This is a genomic window from Nocardia sp. XZ_19_385, from assembly GCF_015355755.1.
Taxonomy (GTDB): Bacteria; Actinomycetota; Actinomycetes; order Mycobacteriales; family Mycobacteriaceae; genus Nocardia.
Genome location: NZ_JACVEE010000001.1, coordinates 1,926,387 through 1,942,472, shown reverse-complemented (window position 1 = coordinate 1,942,472; position 16,086 = coordinate 1,926,387). Strand labels below are relative to the sequence as shown.

At 66.4% G+C, this 16,086-nt stretch carries 16 protein-coding genes; 8 read left to right on the top strand and 8 right to left on the bottom strand.

What is annotated here, in order from left to right; all coding sequences use genetic code 11:
• Positions 1–11: 11 nt before the first annotated feature.
• The 4 genes from IBX22_RS09145 to IBX22_RS09130 all read right to left on the bottom strand — a co-directional run bounded on the left by IBX22_RS09145 (position 12) and on the right by IBX22_RS09130 (position 3,885).
• The gene (locus IBX22_RS09145; protein ID WP_194814867.1) at positions 12–887 is read right to left on the bottom strand and encodes an ABC transporter permease; all 876 of its coding nucleotides are present in this window, start codon (positions 885–887) and stop codon (positions 12–14) included.
• Complete coding sequence (locus IBX22_RS09140; RefSeq protein ID WP_194814866.1) at positions 880–1,737, bottom strand: ABC transporter ATP-binding protein; 858 nt, start codon at positions 1,735–1,737, stop codon at positions 880–882. The genes IBX22_RS09145 and IBX22_RS09140 overlap by 8 nt, the downstream gene beginning before the upstream one ends.
• The gene (locus IBX22_RS09135; RefSeq protein WP_194814865.1) at positions 1,734–2,813 is read right to left on the bottom strand and encodes an ABC transporter substrate-binding protein; all 1,080 of its coding nucleotides are present in this window, start codon (positions 2,811–2,813) and stop codon (positions 1,734–1,736) included. Before IBX22_RS09135 ends, IBX22_RS09140 begins: the two co-directional genes overlap by 4 nt.
• Positions 2,814–3,129: 316 nt before the next feature.
• Positions 3,130–3,885: an IclR family transcriptional regulator gene (locus tag IBX22_RS09130; RefSeq protein ID WP_194814864.1), complete on the bottom strand. Its 756-nt coding sequence runs from the start codon at positions 3,883–3,885 to the stop codon at positions 3,130–3,132.
• 149 nt (positions 3,886–4,034) lie between these two features.
• On the opposite strand from IBX22_RS09130, the gene IBX22_RS09125 reads away from it, so the two are divergent.
• The 6 genes from IBX22_RS09125 to IBX22_RS09100 all read left to right on the top strand — a co-directional run bounded on the left by IBX22_RS09125 (position 4,035) and on the right by IBX22_RS09100 (position 8,500).
• Positions 4,035–4,526 (top strand): hypothetical protein, encoded by a 492-nt coding sequence (locus IBX22_RS09125; protein ID WP_309234499.1) that lies wholly within the window; start codon positions 4,035–4,037, stop codon positions 4,524–4,526.
• A gap of 279 nt (positions 4,527–4,805) precedes the next feature.
• Positions 4,806–6,185 (top strand): magnesium transporter, encoded by a 1,380-nt coding sequence (mgtE, locus tag IBX22_RS09120; protein ID WP_194814862.1) that lies wholly within the window; start codon positions 4,806–4,808, stop codon positions 6,183–6,185.
• 160 nt (positions 6,186–6,345) lie between these two features.
• Complete coding sequence (locus tag IBX22_RS09115) at positions 6,346–7,161, top strand: intradiol ring-cleavage dioxygenase (RefSeq protein ID WP_194815699.1); 816 nt, start codon at positions 6,346–6,348, stop codon at positions 7,159–7,161.
• A 94-nt stretch (positions 7,162–7,255) separates the two neighbouring features.
• Positions 7,256–7,525, top strand: a complete 270-nt coding sequence (locus IBX22_RS09110) for a hypothetical protein (protein WP_194814861.1) — start codon at positions 7,256–7,258, stop codon at positions 7,523–7,525.
• A gap of 184 nt (positions 7,526–7,709) precedes the next feature.
• Positions 7,710–7,961 (top strand): hypothetical protein, encoded by a 252-nt coding sequence (locus IBX22_RS09105; RefSeq protein WP_194814860.1) that lies wholly within the window; start codon positions 7,710–7,712, stop codon positions 7,959–7,961.
• Between the two features lie 29 nt (positions 7,962–7,990).
• The gene (locus IBX22_RS09100; protein ID WP_194814859.1) at positions 7,991–8,500 is read left to right on the top strand and encodes a hypothetical protein; all 510 of its coding nucleotides are present in this window, start codon (positions 7,991–7,993) and stop codon (positions 8,498–8,500) included.
• A 70-nt stretch (positions 8,501–8,570) separates the two neighbouring features.
• On the opposite strand, the gene nrdF is transcribed toward IBX22_RS09100, so the two are convergent.
• Positions 8,571–9,533, bottom strand: a complete 963-nt coding sequence (gene nrdF, locus IBX22_RS09095) for a class 1b ribonucleoside-diphosphate reductase subunit beta (RefSeq protein WP_194814858.1) — start codon at positions 9,531–9,533, stop codon at positions 8,571–8,573.
• Positions 9,534–9,942: 409 nt separating this feature from the next.
• Here nrdF and IBX22_RS09090 point away from each other — a divergent pair, with 409 nt between their 5' ends.
• Positions 9,943–12,066: an MMPL family transporter gene (locus tag IBX22_RS09090; protein WP_194814857.1), complete on the top strand. Its 2,124-nt coding sequence runs from the start codon at positions 9,943–9,945 to the stop codon at positions 12,064–12,066.
• 13 nt (positions 12,067–12,079) lie between these two features.
• Positions 12,080–12,952 (top strand): glycosyltransferase family 2 protein, encoded by an 873-nt coding sequence (locus IBX22_RS09085; RefSeq protein ID WP_194814856.1) that lies wholly within the window; start codon positions 12,080–12,082, stop codon positions 12,950–12,952.
• Position 12,953: 1 nt separating this feature from the next.
• Here IBX22_RS09085 and IBX22_RS09080 read toward each other — a convergent pair whose 3' ends face one another.
• The 3 genes from IBX22_RS09080 to IBX22_RS09070 form a co-directional block, all read right to left on the bottom strand.
• Positions 12,954–13,973: a TIGR03617 family F420-dependent LLM class oxidoreductase gene (locus tag IBX22_RS09080; protein WP_194814855.1), complete on the bottom strand. Its 1,020-nt coding sequence runs from the start codon at positions 13,971–13,973 to the stop codon at positions 12,954–12,956.
• Positions 13,974–14,002: 29 nt separating this feature from the next.
• Complete coding sequence (locus tag IBX22_RS09075; RefSeq protein ID WP_194814854.1) at positions 14,003–15,052, bottom strand: ABC transporter substrate-binding protein; 1,050 nt, start codon at positions 15,050–15,052, stop codon at positions 14,003–14,005.
• 71 nt (positions 15,053–15,123) lie between these two features.
• The gene (locus IBX22_RS09070) at positions 15,124–15,921 is read right to left on the bottom strand and encodes a VOC family protein (protein ID WP_194814853.1); all 798 of its coding nucleotides are present in this window, start codon (positions 15,919–15,921) and stop codon (positions 15,124–15,126) included.
• Positions 15,922–16,086 lie beyond the last annotated feature (165 nt).

Genomic DNA, 16,086 nt, shown 5'->3' with positions numbered 1-16,086 from the left:
TCCTTTGCGGATCAGGAGTTGGACTGGACGCGCCAGCGGGAGAAGCGGCGCTCGAGGGTGACGAGCAGGCCGTTGAAGGTGAGTCCGAGCAGGGAGATGGCGAGGATGCCCGCGTACATGTCCGGGATCTGGAAGTTCTGCTGCGCGGCGGTGATCAGATAGCCGAGACCGGCTCGGGCGCCGACCATTTCGGCGGCCAGCAGCACCAGGATGGAGCTGGCGGCGGCCATCCGCAGACCGGTGAAGATGGACGGGATCGCCGCGGGCAGGATCACCTTCTGGAACAGCCGGATCGGCTTCAGGCCCAGGGACACAGCCGATTTGACGAGCAGCGGATCGACCGTGCGGACACCGGTGATGGTGTTCAGCAGGATCGGGAACGAGCTGGCATAGAAGACCAGCGCGACCTTGGAAGTCTCGCCGATGCCCAGGATCAGCACGAACACCGGCAGCAGCGCCAGCGCGGCGGTGTTGCGGAACAGCTCCAGGATCGGATTCAGCAGCTCCGAAACCGGCTTGTACCAGGCGATGGCGATACCCAGCGGCACCGCGATCGTCAGGGCGAAACCGAAGCCGGTGACCGAGCGGCCCAGGCTGGTGGAGACGTGGTTCCACATCTCGCCGCTGCGCACCAGGTCGGCGAAGGCCTCGGCGACGACGGTGAACGGCGGCAGGAACACCTCGTCCACCAGGCCGGCGGCCGGTGCGAACTGCCACAGCAGCAGGAAGGCGGCAATCGCCAGCACAGGCTTGGTCGCTCGCCAGACCAGGCGACCGGCTAGCGAGAGCGCCCGAAGCGCCACCGAGGGCTCGGATTTCGCGGACGGCAGGTAGGGGATCGTGGTGGTGCGGACGGGGTGTTCCAGGAGTTCCACTGCGCTATACATGGATCGGCCTTTCGGTCCGGGAATCGGCAGAAGTGCCGCTGTCGGAGAGGGATTCGCGTTCCAGGTCCTGTGCGCGTGCTACCTCGCTGCGCAACAGTGACCAGATCTCGTGCCGGTAGGCGCGGAAACCATCGGTGGAGCGGATGTCCTCGGCGTCCCGGTCGATGTCGACGTCGACTACTGCTTTGACCCGGCCGGGTCGGGAGGTGAGCACCGCGACTCGCTGGCCCAGATAGACCGCCTCGTCGATGCCGTGGGTGATGAACAGGATCGTCTTGCCGGTGGCACGCCAGATCCGTAACAGCTCGTCCTGCAACGACTCCCGGGTCTGCGCGTCGAGCGCGGCGAACGGTTCGTCCATCAGCAGCAGCTCCGGATCGAAGGCAAGGCTGCGGGCGATCGCGACGCGCTGCTTCATGCCGCCGGAGAGCTCGTGCGGGTAGCGGTCGCCGAAACCGGTGAGCCCCACCAGATCCAGGTACTCCTCAGCGCGGGCGCGGCGCTCCTTGCGCCGCAGACCCTTTGCCTCCAAGCCGAATTCGATATTGGCCCGGGCGGTGCGCCACGGGAACAGAGCGTACTGCTGGAAGACGATGCCGCGGTCCAGGCCGGGCCCGGTGATGGGTGCGCCGTCCAGCAGGATCTCGCCCGAGCTCGGCTTGGTCAGACCGCCGAGTAGATCCAGCAGTGTGGACTTGCCAGAGCCACTGGGCCCGACCAGGACCAGGAATTCCCCGGCGTGCACGTCGAGCGAGATTTCCTCGATCGCGGTGAACGTCTCGTTCGTGCCTCGGATCGGGAACTGCTTGCTGACCCGATTGATCGCGAGTTTCGGTGTGCTGGTACTCATTTCGCGGCCACCACCTCGCCGGTCGGGCCGCTGGCAGGCTGGTAGGTGCCGTTGGCATAGGGGTTGAACTTGTTGGTGAACAGGTCGGCGGCCTTGAGTTGGTCCTGCTTCAGCTCACCGTTGCGGACCAGCCAGTCGATCCAGACCTGAATCTCCTTGTCCTGGACCACCGCACCGGGTGTCGGGAGACCGGAGCTCTTCCAGTACTTCAGCAGGTCGGTGTTCTCGTTGCGGCCGCGCTTGGCGATGATCGAGGTGAACCTGGCCAGCACCTCCTCGCGCGGGGTGATCTGCAGCCAGCGGGTGGCGCGGGCGGTGCCCTGCACGAAATCCTGGACCGCGTCGGAGTTCTTGGCGAGGAACTCGTTACGGAACACATAGGTGCCGTAACTGGCTTGACCGAAGATCGCGGTGTCGGTGTAGAGCGGTCGGATGCCGCCGCGTTCCAGGGCGGAGTCGCGGAACACCTGGCCCAGGGTCCCGACCTCCACCTGGCCCTTGCGCAGCGCGTCCTCGGTGTTGGCCGGCGGTACCACCAGCAGTTGCACCTGCTTGATCTCGTCCTCGGTCAGGCCCTGCTTGTGCAGCCATTCCCGGGTGATGAACTCGTGGTGCGCGCCGAGCGTGTTGACCGCCACCTTCTTGCCGATCAGATCGCGGGCGGTCTTGATGGGGGAGTCTTCGCGGACGTAGTAGCCGGTGAAGGTCTTGTCATCGGAACCATAGGAACTCAGCACCGAGGTGACCTTCGCGCCGCCCGCGATCAACTTCACGACCGCGCCATTGAAGGCGCTGCCGAACTCGACCTGATTGGTGGCGGCGGCCTGGATATTGGCCGGGCCGCTGGTGGTGTCGCCCTCCCACTGCAGCGAGATCTTGGTGAAATACCCGAGGTCCGCGGCCAATTCGTAGGGAGTGACCTGACCGGTGGAGCCTTGGTAGCGGACGACGGTCTTGCCGTCGGCGGTCGTGCCGGCATCGGACTTACCGCACGCGGCGAGCACGGAAACGCTGGTGAGCAGGGTGAGTGCGACGGCGAACGCGCGGTGTCGTCGCCGGGGTGCGGTGAAACGCATGGGTGTTCCTTCGAGAAATGCCTGCCGCGCGCCGGAAAAGGGCATGCTGCGGCCGAGGTGAGAAGTCGGGGTCTGCTGCGGGGCCGGTGCGCGGAAAGCTGTGGACCGGACGCGGTGTCAGGTCAGAGTCGACAGATCCCGTGCGGAAGCCGCATGAAGTCGATCGCGCGGCGGCGGATCAACGCGGTGGGTGTCAGCACTGGGTACTTCCTGGGGTGGAGGGGAGTTCGGGGCAAAGCCCGTGGCTTTCATGGTGTGGGTGCGCGCGGTGTCAGACAACGGCCATTCCACATTGTGAAAATCACGGTGAGTCCAATTAGGACCCGGGAGAACTGTTTTGCACGACGGAACCGATGCGCACGGCGAAATGCTGCATGGCGGGCAGGATTTCGCGAACGAGTTCGTCGGTGAGCCGCGCCGACCGCGCCTGCACACTGAGCGCGCCCCAGACCTGGCGGCCCGGACCGAACACCGGCACGGCAATGGCCCGTAGCGGGTCGTCCTCGGGGATCTCCGCGAGCGCGAAACCCTTGTGGCGCACCAGGTCCAGATCGGGTCCAAGCCGGTTTCCCGGCCCGGTCGAGCGACCCGGCAAGCGGTCGCCGGCGACGGCCGCGTAGGCGAGCAACGCGTGCCCGGCGGCGCTGGACCGCAGCGGTTGCCGGGGCTGCGGCAGCTGATGGTGACAGAACAGCACCGGTGGGCGGGCCTGCAGAATCGTCAGGGCATCACCGGCATCGATGACGCTGAGGCTCGCGGTGATCTTGATTCCCGCCGCGAGCGCGTACATATGCGGTGCGGCGGAATCGATGCCGAGCCGGGTCAACGCGGGGCGAGCCAGCGTTGCCAGACCTGCGCCGACCCGATACCGATCGGTGGCCGGATCCTGCTCCAGCAGTCGCCCGCGCACCAGCGCCTTGGCCAGCCGGTGCGCGCTGCTCACCGGTACGCCGGCGAGGTGAGCGAGCTCACTGAGCGAGAACTCGGGGTCATCGCCCTCGAAACAATTGAGCAGATGAATGGCCCGTTCGACGGCTTGTGACCCCGAACGTGGCTGATCGGTGCTGGTCATGGCGTAGATCCTCGGCGCTCGCCCGCTCGTTGGAAAGAGTTAGACGCCGGATGCATCTAATGGTGGTCGCCGGAATTCGCTCGCAATGCCGCCCCGCGCGGGTCATGCTCGAAGGCGTTATGAATACAGATGAAATACCGAGGCTCGGAGTGGATTTCGGGCGAGTGATCCAAGGGGTGCTGCTGGAACCGGGGGACGCCGATACGGCTTTTCTCGATGGGGGATTCGACGAGGCGATGCGAACACCGTCGAGTCCCAATGCTTTTCAAGTATTGACGCGGCTGGTGGCGCGGTTCGAGGGCCGGGTCTGGGTGATCTCCAAATGCGGGGCGCGGGTGCAGAAGCGGACGCTGCAGTGGCTCGACCATCACGAGTTCTATGCCCGGACCGGGATGCCGGAGGGCAACGTTCGATTCTGCCTGGAGCGCGCGGACAAGGCGGGGCACTGCGCCGAGTTGGGCATCACCCACATGATCGACGATCGGATCGAAGTGCATCGGGCGCTGCGCGGTCTGGTCCCGCATCTCTACCTTTTCGGTGCGCAGACCCAACCGGTCCCGGACTGGGTCCGACACGTCCGTACCTGGGACGATGCCGAGCCCGCGATCCTCGCGACGCTGGCGGCGAGCGAGCGTGACTGAGCAGAGCGCCCGGTCGTGGCGAGGTTGTCCGCTGATCCATGTATCCTTCTCGGGGATGCATTCGCATTCGTTCTGAGTTTTCCCGGTAGCGACGCGTAGACCGTCAGGTCCGCGGCACGACGAACAGGAGGTGGGTCGCCATGCGCAGCAGCGAACCTCCGAGTCGAAGGCCGCGCGGCGCCGCCCCCTCGCAGTTCTAGTTCCTCGCGACATCTGGGCTGGCGCCTCGCGGTGTGAAGTACTCGACCTCACATCTCACTCCCCGTGCGAGGACTACTCATGTCGCCGACCGATCTGATCGAAGCACGCCCGCAGATCGACAGCCCCACGCTGTCGGAATCCCTCCAGGACATCGTCGACAGCCACCGCGTCGGCGCTGCCCAGGAATGGCTGGACAACCACCCGCCGCACCTCATCGCCGACCAGCTCGCCCGCATGGACGCCGTCCAGGCCGTCGTGGCGTTCCGGTTGCTCGACAAGGACGCGGCGCTTGCGGTGTTCGAGGAACTCGAACCGGTCGACCAGCAGCAGATCCTGCAGGGCCTGCGCGATCAAAGCTTCCGTGAACTCGTCGAGGAGATGGCTCCCGACGACCGCGCCCGCATGCTGCGCGAGGCCCCCGCGAAGGTCGCCAAGAAGGTGCTCGCCGGGCTGAGCCCGCGGGAGCGCCGCATGACCGCGACCCTGCTCGGCTACCCCGAGGGCTCGGCCGGCCAGTACATGACCCCCGAGGTCGTCGCGCTGCCCCGCAACCTGTCGGTCGCCGAAGCGCTGGCCGTGGTCCGCGCCAAGGGCGCCAGCGCCGAAACCGTCTACACGCTGCCCGTGGTCGACGGCGGCCGGCGCCTCACCGGCATCGTGGAACTGCGCGAACTGGTGCTCGCCGAACCCGGCACTATGGTGGCCGAGCTGGTCGTCACCGAACCCGCGTTCGCCCGCGCCACCGACTCCGCCGAGAAGGCGGCCCGGCTGATGCGCGAAACCAACGACATCAACCTCCCGGTCGTCGACAGCGAAGACCGATTGGTCGGCCTGCTCACCATCGACGACGCGGTCGAGGTCATCGAGGCGGCCGACAGCGAGGACGTCGCCCGCCAAGCCGGCTCCGCCCCGTGGGAGGGCCACTACATGGCGGCCGGTGTCTTCCAGCTCGCCCGCTACCGCGCGCTCTGGCTGATGCTGCTGCTCTTCGCGGCGACGTTGACGGTCAGCGTCACCGACTTCTTTTCCGGAACCCTGGAACAAGCCGCCCACCTGGCCCTGTTCATCCCCCTGCTGATCGGCGCCGGCGGCAACGCGGGCGCTCAAGCGGCCACCTCCTGCGTCCGCGCCCTGGCGGTCGGCGAGGTCCGGGTGTCGGACCTGTTCAAGGTCATCTGGCGTGAATGCCGCGTCGGCCTGGTCCTCGGATCCCTTTTGGCCAGTGCGGGTTTGGTCATCGGCGCGCTGTTCGTCGGCCCGGGTGTAGCGGCCGTCGTCGCCATCACCCTGGTCCTCATCTGTGGCTGGGCAGCCACCATCGGCGGCACCATGCCGCTGCTGGCGAAGAAACTCCGCATCGATCCGGCAGTGGTCTCCGCCCCCATGGTGACCACCCTGGTCGACGCCACTGGGCTGATCATCTACTTCACCACCGCCAAACTGGTCCTCGGCATCTGAGCGTTCCCAGCGGACTCCCAGGGAGGTCCCAGGGTTCGCGGAGCGGACCTGCATAACGTCGCCGGTGTTCAGTAGTAATGGCGACTGTTAGGAGTTGGTTGTGGGAGGCGCGCATCGCGGTGACGAGCATGATCTCGGGCTCGCGCATGATCTAAGGGTGATGTCCCGGCGGCGGGCGCTGTGGTTCTTCGGTGCGGCGGGAGCGGCGACCGTCGCGGCGGGATGTGCGGCGGGTGAGACCGGTTCTGGTGCAACGTCTTCCGTGAGTTCGACGGCTGCCGGCACCGTGGGGGCGATCCCACAGGAGACGGCAGGGCCCTATCCAGGCGACGGGTCCAACGGGCCGAACGTCCTCATCGAATCCGGTGTGGTCCGCTCCGACATCACCGCCAGCGTCGGCTCGTATTCCGGTGTGGCCGAGGGGGTTCCGATGACCCTGACCCTGACCCTGAAGGACCTGGCAAACAACGGCGCCGCCGGTTCCGGCATGGCGGTGTACCTCTGGCACTGTGATCGCGAAGGCCGCTACTCCCTCTACAGCGACGGTGTCACCAACCAGAACTACCTACGCGGCGTCCAAGTCGCCGACGCCACCGGCACCGTCACCTTCACCTCGATCTTCCCCGCCTGCTACGCCGGCCGCTGGCCGCACATCCACTTCGAGGTCTACGACTCCCTCACCACCGCCGTCGCAGGCGAAAACGCCCGCCTCACTTCCCAAATCGCTCTACCCGAGGACATCTGCGACCAGGTCTACGCCCACGACCCCGGCTACTCCGCCAGCCCCCGCAACATGTCCAGCGTCTCCCTCACCTCCGACAACGTCTTCGGCGACGGCTGGGACGCCGAACTCGCCACCGTCACAGGCACACCCGCCACGGTCCTGAACGTCTCCCTCACCGTCGGCGTCGCGGAGAAATCAGCGAACACCCAGCCCGCACCTCCCGCAGCCCCCGGGGGACCGCCGCCCCGCTGATCAGAAGTTGGCTGAACCTCTGGCATAAGCCATATCAACTGGCTATGGTTCGGGCATCATTTCGATGTTCCGCCGGATGTAGGAGGGCTCGACCATGGAGGACACAGGCAAGTCGGAGGCTGAACGGTTGGCCGAAATCGAAGAGTGGCAAGCGTTCCGGGGCGAAGTCGACGCCTGGGCCTTCGACGAAATAGAGTCCCGCCTTCGCAACCTGCGGCTAAAACTGCACGAGTCCGACCCCCCGCCGACCATCGCCGGTATCCGCACTGAAGTCGAGGACCTGCAAGCCGTCATGTACCGACGCCACAAACGCTTGCGCCTGTACCAACGACAAGTCCGCTCCTCCACCCGCAACAACCAATAAGTCGCGACGACCCAGGTTTGCTGAAACCGCCTGTCCAGCAAACAGTCTCAGCGTCCAGTTCACCCGCAGCGAACGTCGGCAAGTCGCCGCAACTTTTCCTTCGAATCGCCTGGCATAAGCCAGGGCAAGTGGCTATTGTTCGAGCATCAGTTCGAAGTTCCACCGGATGAAGGAGGGCTCGACCATGAGTAAGGACGGCAAATCGAAGGCGGAGCGGTTAGTCGAGACCGAGCAGTGGCAGGCGTTTCGGGGCGAGGTCGACACCTGGGCGTTCGAGGAAATCGATACGCGGCTCCGAAAGCTGAGCTTGAAGGTGCGGTCGTATGATCCGCCGCCGGACCTCGAGAGTGTCGACTCCGATATCGACGACGTGCGGGGCATCCTCTATCGACGCAAGGAACGCCTGCGTTCGTATCAACGGCAGGCCACAACATGAACAACGGTCGGGATGGTGTACCGCGACGATTGAAGGAGGTCGAGGACAAGGTGGTGAACCTCGAAAGCCGACTGGATTTCGTGATCGTGCTGGATACTGACACCGTGACGTACTTCGACGAGAAGTTCCAGAAGGTGGACTCCGACATCGCTGGCGTCCAAGCCTGCATCGGCGGCGATCTGCACGGCACCCTTGAAGGGCGCTCGGTCGTCACGAGACTGGATTCGATCGCGATAGACGTTCAGTTGATGAACCAGCGACTCGGGTCGATGGACGAGCGTTTCGGCTCGATGGATAAGCGCTTTGAGTCGATGGATAAGCGCTTCGAGTCGATGGATAAGCGCTTCGAGTCGATGGATAAGCGCTTCGAGTCGATCGATGAGCGTTTCGGGTCGATGGATAAGCGTTTCGAGTCGATCGATGGGCGGCTTTCGATCTTGACTGAGGATGTCGGGACGCTCAAAACCGATGTCGGCTCACTGGCTTCGGGTATGGAAGAGGTGCTGCGGATCCTGCGGGAGCGCGGCGAAGATAAGTAGGTCCGACGAGCCGGTGCTGCTGCATTAGCGGCACCGGCTCGGCGGTTGGTGGACCAGTGGGATCAGGGGGTCAGAACTCCCAGTCCTCGTCTTCGGTGTTGACGGCCTTGCCGATGACGTAGCTCGAACCCGAGCCGGAGAAGAAGTCGTGGTTCTCGTCGGCGTTCGGCGAAAGGGCCGACAGGATGGCCGGATTCACTTCGCACTCGTCCTTCGGGAACAGGCCCTCGTAGCCGAGGTTCATCAGCGCCTTGTTGGCGTTGTAGCGCAGGAACTTCTTGACGTCTTCGGTGAGACCGACTTCGTCGTAGAGGTCCTGGGTGTATTCGACCTCGTTGTCGTAGAGCTCGAAGAGGAGCTCGAAGGTGTAGTTCTTGAGTTCTTCGCGCTCGGCCTGGGAGACCAGCTCCAGTCCGCGCTGGTACTTGTAGCCGATGTAGTAGCCGTGCACCGCTTCGTCGCGGATGATCAGGCGGATCATGTCGGCGGTGTTGGTGAGCTTCGCGCGCGAGGACCAGTGCATCGGCAGGTAGAAGCCGGAGTAGAACAGGAAGGACTCCAGCAGGGTGGAGGCCACCTTGCGCTTGAGCGGGTCGTCGCCGTTGTAGTAGCCCAGGACGATTTCGGCCTTGCGCTGCAGGTTCCGGTTCTCTTCGGACCAGCGGAAGGCTTCGTCGATCTCGCGGGTGGAGCACAGGGTGGAGAAGATGTTGCTGTAGCTCTTGGCGTGCACCGACTCCATGAACGCGATGTTGGTGAGCACCGCCTCCTCGTGCGGGGTCAGCGCATCCGGGATCAGGCTCACCGCGCCGACGGTGCCCTGAATCGTGTCGAGCAGCGTCAGGCCGGTGAAAACCCGCATGGTGAGCTGCTTTTCGTCGGCGGTGAGGGTGTTCCAGGAGGGAATGTCATTGGACACCGGGACCTTCTCGGGCAACCAGAAGTTGCCGGTCAGCCTGTCCCACACCTCGGCGTCCTTCTCGTCGGGGACCCGATTCCAGTTGATGGCCGATACCCGATCGATCAGTTTCATCCTGCCTCCACGCCCTTCTTCTGAAATCAACTCTGCGAGCACGCTGCCGTCCGGTATTACTCGCACTGAACACTACTCCTAGTGGGTGACAAGTCCATGCAGCACAACACCTTGTGTCGCCGTGGGTGTATGTCACGCTGCCGTTGCCGGCGGTGACGACCGCGTGCGGCTCCCTATTGTGCGGTACGGGCTCGGGGGTGGATGCGGCGGTCCGGAGGGGTCCGGATCGATCGCCTGCAGTTTGCCGGTTCGCGGCGTCCGGAGCGGGGAGGTGGTCGGTGCGCCGCCTCGCGATTTGCCGAACCCGCGGCAGCGCCTGGGGCAGCCGTAAAGGTGGGTAGACGACGGCCGGGAAATGTCGGATTCCACCCGTAAGATCGGGCCGTACGCAGCACCGAGGGGGACTGTGATGCCCGCACCAACCGATCCCGATATGACGGATCTGCTCGGCAGAATCGCGCGGATTCCGAGCGGTCGCCGGAGCAAATGGGTGGTGCTCGGTGTGTGGATCATCGCACTGCTCGCCCTGGGTTCGTTCGCGGGCAAACTCACCGGGGCCCAGGAGAACGAAAGCGTCAACTGGCTGCCCGACAGCGCCGAATCCACCCAAGCCTTCAAGCTCGCAGAGACTTTCGGCAACAGCGAACACGTACCGGTCGTACTCGTCTACGAACGCACCAGCGGCATCACCGACGCCGACCGGGCGGCGATCGCCGCCGACACCGCCCGCTTCAAGCAGGTCGAGCACATCGTGGCCGACAAGGTGATCGGGCCGATCCAGTCGCAGGACAGCCAGGCTGTGGAAGTGCTGGCCCCGATCGACATGGGCACGGCAGGCTGGAGCCGGCTGACCCCGGCCGTTGCGGACATCAAGGCCGCGGCGGGCGAGCGGCCGGACGGATTGTCCTTCCACGCCACCGGACCCGCGGGCTACGGCGCGGAATTCGGCGAGGCCTTCGAGGGCATCGACGGCTTGCTGCTCTACTCCGCCGCCGCGGTGGTCGTGGTCATCCTGCTGCTCACCTACGGGCCCATGCTGTGGATATTGCCGTTGCTCGCAGCGGGTTTCGCACTGGCGGTCTCGCAGGCCGCGGTTTACGGGGCGACGCAGCTCGGCCTCACCATGAACGCGCAGAGCCAGGGCATCCTCACCGTGCTCGTCTTCGGCGCGGGCACCGACTACGCGCTACTCCTGATCGCGCGCTATCGGGAAGAGCTACGCCGCCACGAGGATCGGCACGAGGCGATGGCGGTCGCGCTGCACCGTGCCGGCCCCGCAGTGGTCGCCAGCGGGGCGACGGTGATCGTCGCGATGCTCGCTCTGCTTGTCGCGGAGATGAATTCGACCCGGGGCATCGGCCCGGTCTGCGCCATCGGCGTCGCGGTGGCCCTGCTCGCGATGCTGACGCTGCTGCCAGCCCTGCTGGTCATCGCCGGACGCTGGATCTTCTGGCCGCGCCACCCCGGTTACGGCACCGCCGACCATACCGAATCCGGCATGTGGGCCAAGGTGGGCCAGTTCATCGCGGGCCGCCCGCGCATCGTATGGATCGGCACCGCGCTGGCCCTCGGCGCGCTGGCGCTGGGCGCGACCGGCCTGGAAGCCAACGGCATCGCCAACAAGGACTCCTTCGTCGGCGCCTCCGAGGCGGTCGACGGAACCGAAGTCCTGGAACGGCATTTCGAAGCCGGCACCGGCAACCCGGTGATCGTCATCGGACAGGCGGCCCGGTCCGAGGCGATCACCGCGGCGCTGAAATCCACGCCCGGCATCACCACGACCACCGAACCGGTGAGTAAGGATGGACTGTTCTACCTGGAGGGCACCCTCGCCGACCCACCGGACAGCCGCGCCGCCGACGTCACCATCGACAAGGCCCGCGCCGCCGTGCACGCCGCCGACCCGGACGCCAAGGTCGGCGGCCAGACCGCGACCGTGCTCGACATCAAACGCGCCGTCGCACAGGACAACCGGGCGATCGGCCCGGTGGTGCTCGTCATCGTGATGGTCATCCTGATGCTGCTGCTGCGCTCGATCCTCGCGCCCGTCCTGCTGACCGCCACCGTGGTCCTGTCCTATTTCGCCGCCCTCGGCCTGAGCCGCTGGATCTGGGACCTCGCCGGCTTCGAGGGCGCCGACGCGGGCCTCCCGCTGATCGCCTTCGTCTTCCTGGTCGCGCTGGGCATCGACTACAACATCTTCCTGATGTCCCGGGTGCACGAGGAAGCCGGCAAACACCGCACCCGTGCGGGCGCCCTCATCGGCCTCTCGGCCACCGGCGGCGTCATTACCTCCGCGGGACTGGTCCTCGCGGGCACGTTCGCGGTGTTCGCCACCATGCCGGTCGTCACCTTCGCCCAGATGGGCATCCTCATCGCCGTCGGCGTGCTGCTGGACACAGTGATCGTCCGCTCGATCCTGGTAACCGCCCTCACCCTCGATATCGGCGACAAGATCTGGTGGCCGAGCGCCCTCTCCCGTCCGGCCGCGGAGCCCGCGGAACGGGAAGTCAGCCTCAGCAAGTCGGAATGATAGGTTCGCCGGCATGCCGCACCGCGACGATAAAACGGTTGGCCTGATCCTCGTGACGTACCAGTCCGCCGAGGATCTACCGCCTTTTCTGGAGTCGCTGCCCGCGGCGGTCGAGCCGTACACGCTCGAGGTGATCTGCGTGGACAACACCTCGACCGACGGCAGCGCCGACATCGTCGAGGAGTTCGGCGGCCGGGCGATCCGCAACAGCGAGAATGTCGGGTTGTCGGCGGCGATCAATCAGGGCGCGGCCGAGACCGACGCCGAATGGCTGCTGGTTGCCAACCCCGACACCCAGCTCAGCCCCGGCTCGATCGCCGCACTGGTCGAAACGGCGCGAGCCGACTATCGCATCGGGATGATCGGGCCACGTATCGCCCGGTTGGACGGCTCGCCGTACCCGAGCGGCCGCCGCTTCCCCTCGCTCCTGATCGGCGTCGCCCACGCGGTGCTCGGCGGCGTGTGGCCCGGTAACCCCGCGACGCGCGCCTACTTCGGCGATCCCGTCACCACCCCCAGCGACGTCGACTGGATTTCGGGCTGCTGCATGCTGTTCCGGCGCGGCGCCTTCGATTCCGTCGACGGCATGGACTCCCGCTACTTCCTCTACTTCGAGGAAACGAAGATGGCGCTGGACATGCACCGCGCCGGTTGGCGGGTGGTGCTGGACCCGAGCGTGGAGATCCGCCACCGCGAGGGCGGCAGCATGCGCCACGCCCCCTTCCGTAAGGTGCGCACGCATCACCGCAGTGCGCTGCGCTTCTACTGTGATTACCACCGGCGCTCGCCGTGGCTGCTGTTCGCACCCTTGGTCGCGGCCGGTTTGGCTGTGCGGGGCACGCTCGCGGTGCTGCGCACCGCTTTGGCGCAGCGGCTGGAGCGTTAGGTCAGTCGATCGCGCGGATGCGGTCCAGCATGGCGCGGAACTCCGCGTCGTCCGCCGGATCCTGTGGGGGTTCCAGCGAAATCCCCTGGCACAGACCCTGATACCACTGCTCGAGCACGTCCGGAAGATCCGCGTAGGTGGCTTGCGGAACCAGCCGGGCCACCATCTCGTCGGTGAGCAGTTCCGGCAACTGATCCCACCGCTTGGCCTGGGCCGCGGCCGCGAGGGCGGTCGCGGTGTCGCCGAGCCCGAGGCGGTCGAGGGTGCCGCGGTAGGCGGGGGTCGAGTAGAGGAAGGCGAGTTCCTTGCGGATCGTCTGCCGCGCGCGGGCGACCGTGGGCTCGTCGCGTCCGGCAATCACCTTGGGCACCACGACAATTCGAGGCAGGCCCCGACCTCTGGATTTCGCACCCGCGTGCAGCGCGGGCAACACCTGCTCGGTCAGCGAAAGCGGGTGCGATCCCGTGGGGTGTGCGACGAATCCGTCGGCGACCGCGCCCGCGAGTTCACACATGCGGTTGTTGACGCCGCCGAGCCACACGGTCGGCGCGGGAACTGCGAGCGGTCCGGGATTGAAGAACGGCTGCAGCCGCGTAAAGGTGTAGTGACTACCGCGATGATCCAGCGGTGTCCCGTGCTGGAACGCGTCGAAGATGGCGCGCAGGCTGTCGGCGTAATCGCCGAGCTGCGCCACCGGATCGGTCCACGGCATGGCGAAGCGGCCGACGATATTGCCGCGCACCTGGGAGGCGATCCCGAGCTGGAACCGCCCATCGGAGAAGCGCGCGAGATCCCAAGCGGCACAGGCGGTGATCATCGGGCTGCGCGGGAACGCCACCACCATGCTGGTGCGCACGGTCAGCCGACTGCTGTGCTCGGCCGCGAGCGCGCACACCGCGAACGGATCGTGCACCGTCTCCGAGACGTGCACCGTGTCGCACCCGAGCTCCTCGATCCGCCGGATACGCTGCGCGACCTGTGACAGCCCCGTGTCGGCGGGCAGTGAGGTCACGATCTCCATACCGACACTGTGGCAGATCGCCGCGGACCTCAGTCGGTGACGTACCCGTTCAACGTGTTTCGCAGGTCGGTGAGCAGCGCCCGCGCGGCGGTGACGCCATTGCCGTGCCAGACCGAGTCCTCGGCCGCGAACACCCGCTTGTCCGTGGCCGCGCTGAGGTCCTTGAACTCGTCGGAGCGAAGGGTCTTCTCGCCGAAGGTCTTTCCGTCCTTGCCATCGAACATGACGTAGACGACGTCGCCCTCGACCGGTTCGAGATCGGCAAGCGGTACGTCGAAGGAGGCGGCGCGCTGCGCGGTGGGCCGCTGCACGCCCGCGTCGGCGAGCACCTGTCCGGCGAAGCTGTCGGTGCCCTGGATCTGGACGGTGCCCGACGTGAAACGCACCACGGAGGCCTGGCTCTGGTTGGCGGCGATCTCGTTGCCGGTGTTCGCGGCCTCGACGCGATAGTCGGCGAGGGCCTGCTCGGCGGCGGTCGCCCGGCCCAAACCTGATGCGTAACCGAGGAATTCGGCTTGCCAGCCGCCGTCGGTGCCGACCAGGACGGTGGGAGCGATCTGCTGGAGTCCGGCGAAACCGGCAGCGGCATCCGGACTTTCGCCGAGAATCACATCGGGGCGCAGTTCGGCGATCTTGGCGAGATCGGGCTGGGCGGCCGAACCGACGGCCGGGATCTGCACCACGCCGTAGCCGAGGTACTGCGGTTGCGGGCGCGGACCGTCGATGGTGACCGCGCCGACGACGCGCTCCCAGAGCCCGAGCGCGCACGCCGCGTCCAGCGCAGCCGTGGACAGCACCACGATGCGCTGCGGATCGGCCGATACCTGCGAGACGCCGGCGGCGTGGGTGACGCTGCGGGTGCCGCCCGCCTGATCGGGAGCGCTGGGCAGCGGGCAGGCCTTGGCGGTGTCGCGTTCCAACCCGACCACGCCCGCTCCGGCGATGTTCGTGGTGGTGCGGACGATCGAACTGGCGTCGTCCGCTTTGCTGCAGCCCGCGACCAGGGCGACGACGGCCACGGCGCACAACACCAAGGTGCGACTGCGATTTCGGGTGCGATCCAAGACGCTCACCGGCATGCCGGAGAGGGTACATGGGCCCGGAATGGCACCGGTCGCGCACCACAGACCCGTGCGCGACCGGCGACTGTTCAGGCCGCGTCGCCGCCGAGGTTGAAGCGGGCGCCGGTCACGTCGGCGACCGTGGCCATGCGGCCGTACGGGGTATCCATCGGCGGCGAAACCACGCTGCCGCCGAGTTCGACGACCCGCGCGACCGCCTTGTCGACATCGTCGGCGCCGAAGTACACCGACCAGGACGCGGGCTGCCCCTCGGGCAGGAACTCCGTGGCATCCATCACCCCGCCCAGCATCGGGCTGGTCGAATGAATGGTGCTGTAGCGGAATCCGGGCGCCTCCGGCATGGCGAAGATGTCGTTCCAGTCGAACACCTCGCGGTAGAAGTCCAGAGCGCGCTGGTAGTCGCGGGTGTGCAGTTCGAACCAGGAGGGCGCGCCCTCGGCATCGGTCCACTTGCCGCCCTCGACCAGCGCGGCGGTCTCGATACCGCCGAACGTGCCGGCCTGCCAGATGCCGACGCCCGCGCCGCCCGGATCTCCGAGCACCGCCATCACGCCCAGATCGGCGACGTCCATGGGCGGAACGACGATGTCGGCGCCGTGCGCCTTCGCCTTCTCGGCGGTGGCGCGGGCATCGGAGGAGGCCAGGTAGACGGTCCATTGATCAGGGCCGTCCGTCTCGGCGTTCATCTTGCCCATGCCGCCCGCGACGGCCTTGCCGTCTTTGCGGAAGGTGATGTATCCGCCGAATTCCTCGTCGGCGCGTTCGGCGGTCCAGCCGAAAAGCTCGGTGTAGAAGGCGATGCTCGCGTCTGGGTCGGCGGTGAACACATCGACCCAGACGGGGTCGCCGGGCTTGGGGTGAGTCATTGGCGCAATCTCCTATCAAGTGGTGGAACACTCTCTGCGGATAGAGACGACGCGGGTGGCCAGGATTCATCGTCGCACGCCAGACGAGGTGCGAACGCTCAGCACACAACAGCGAGACGACGGCCCTCGGCTCGTCGAATACGACACAACGTAGGACCCGTGCGG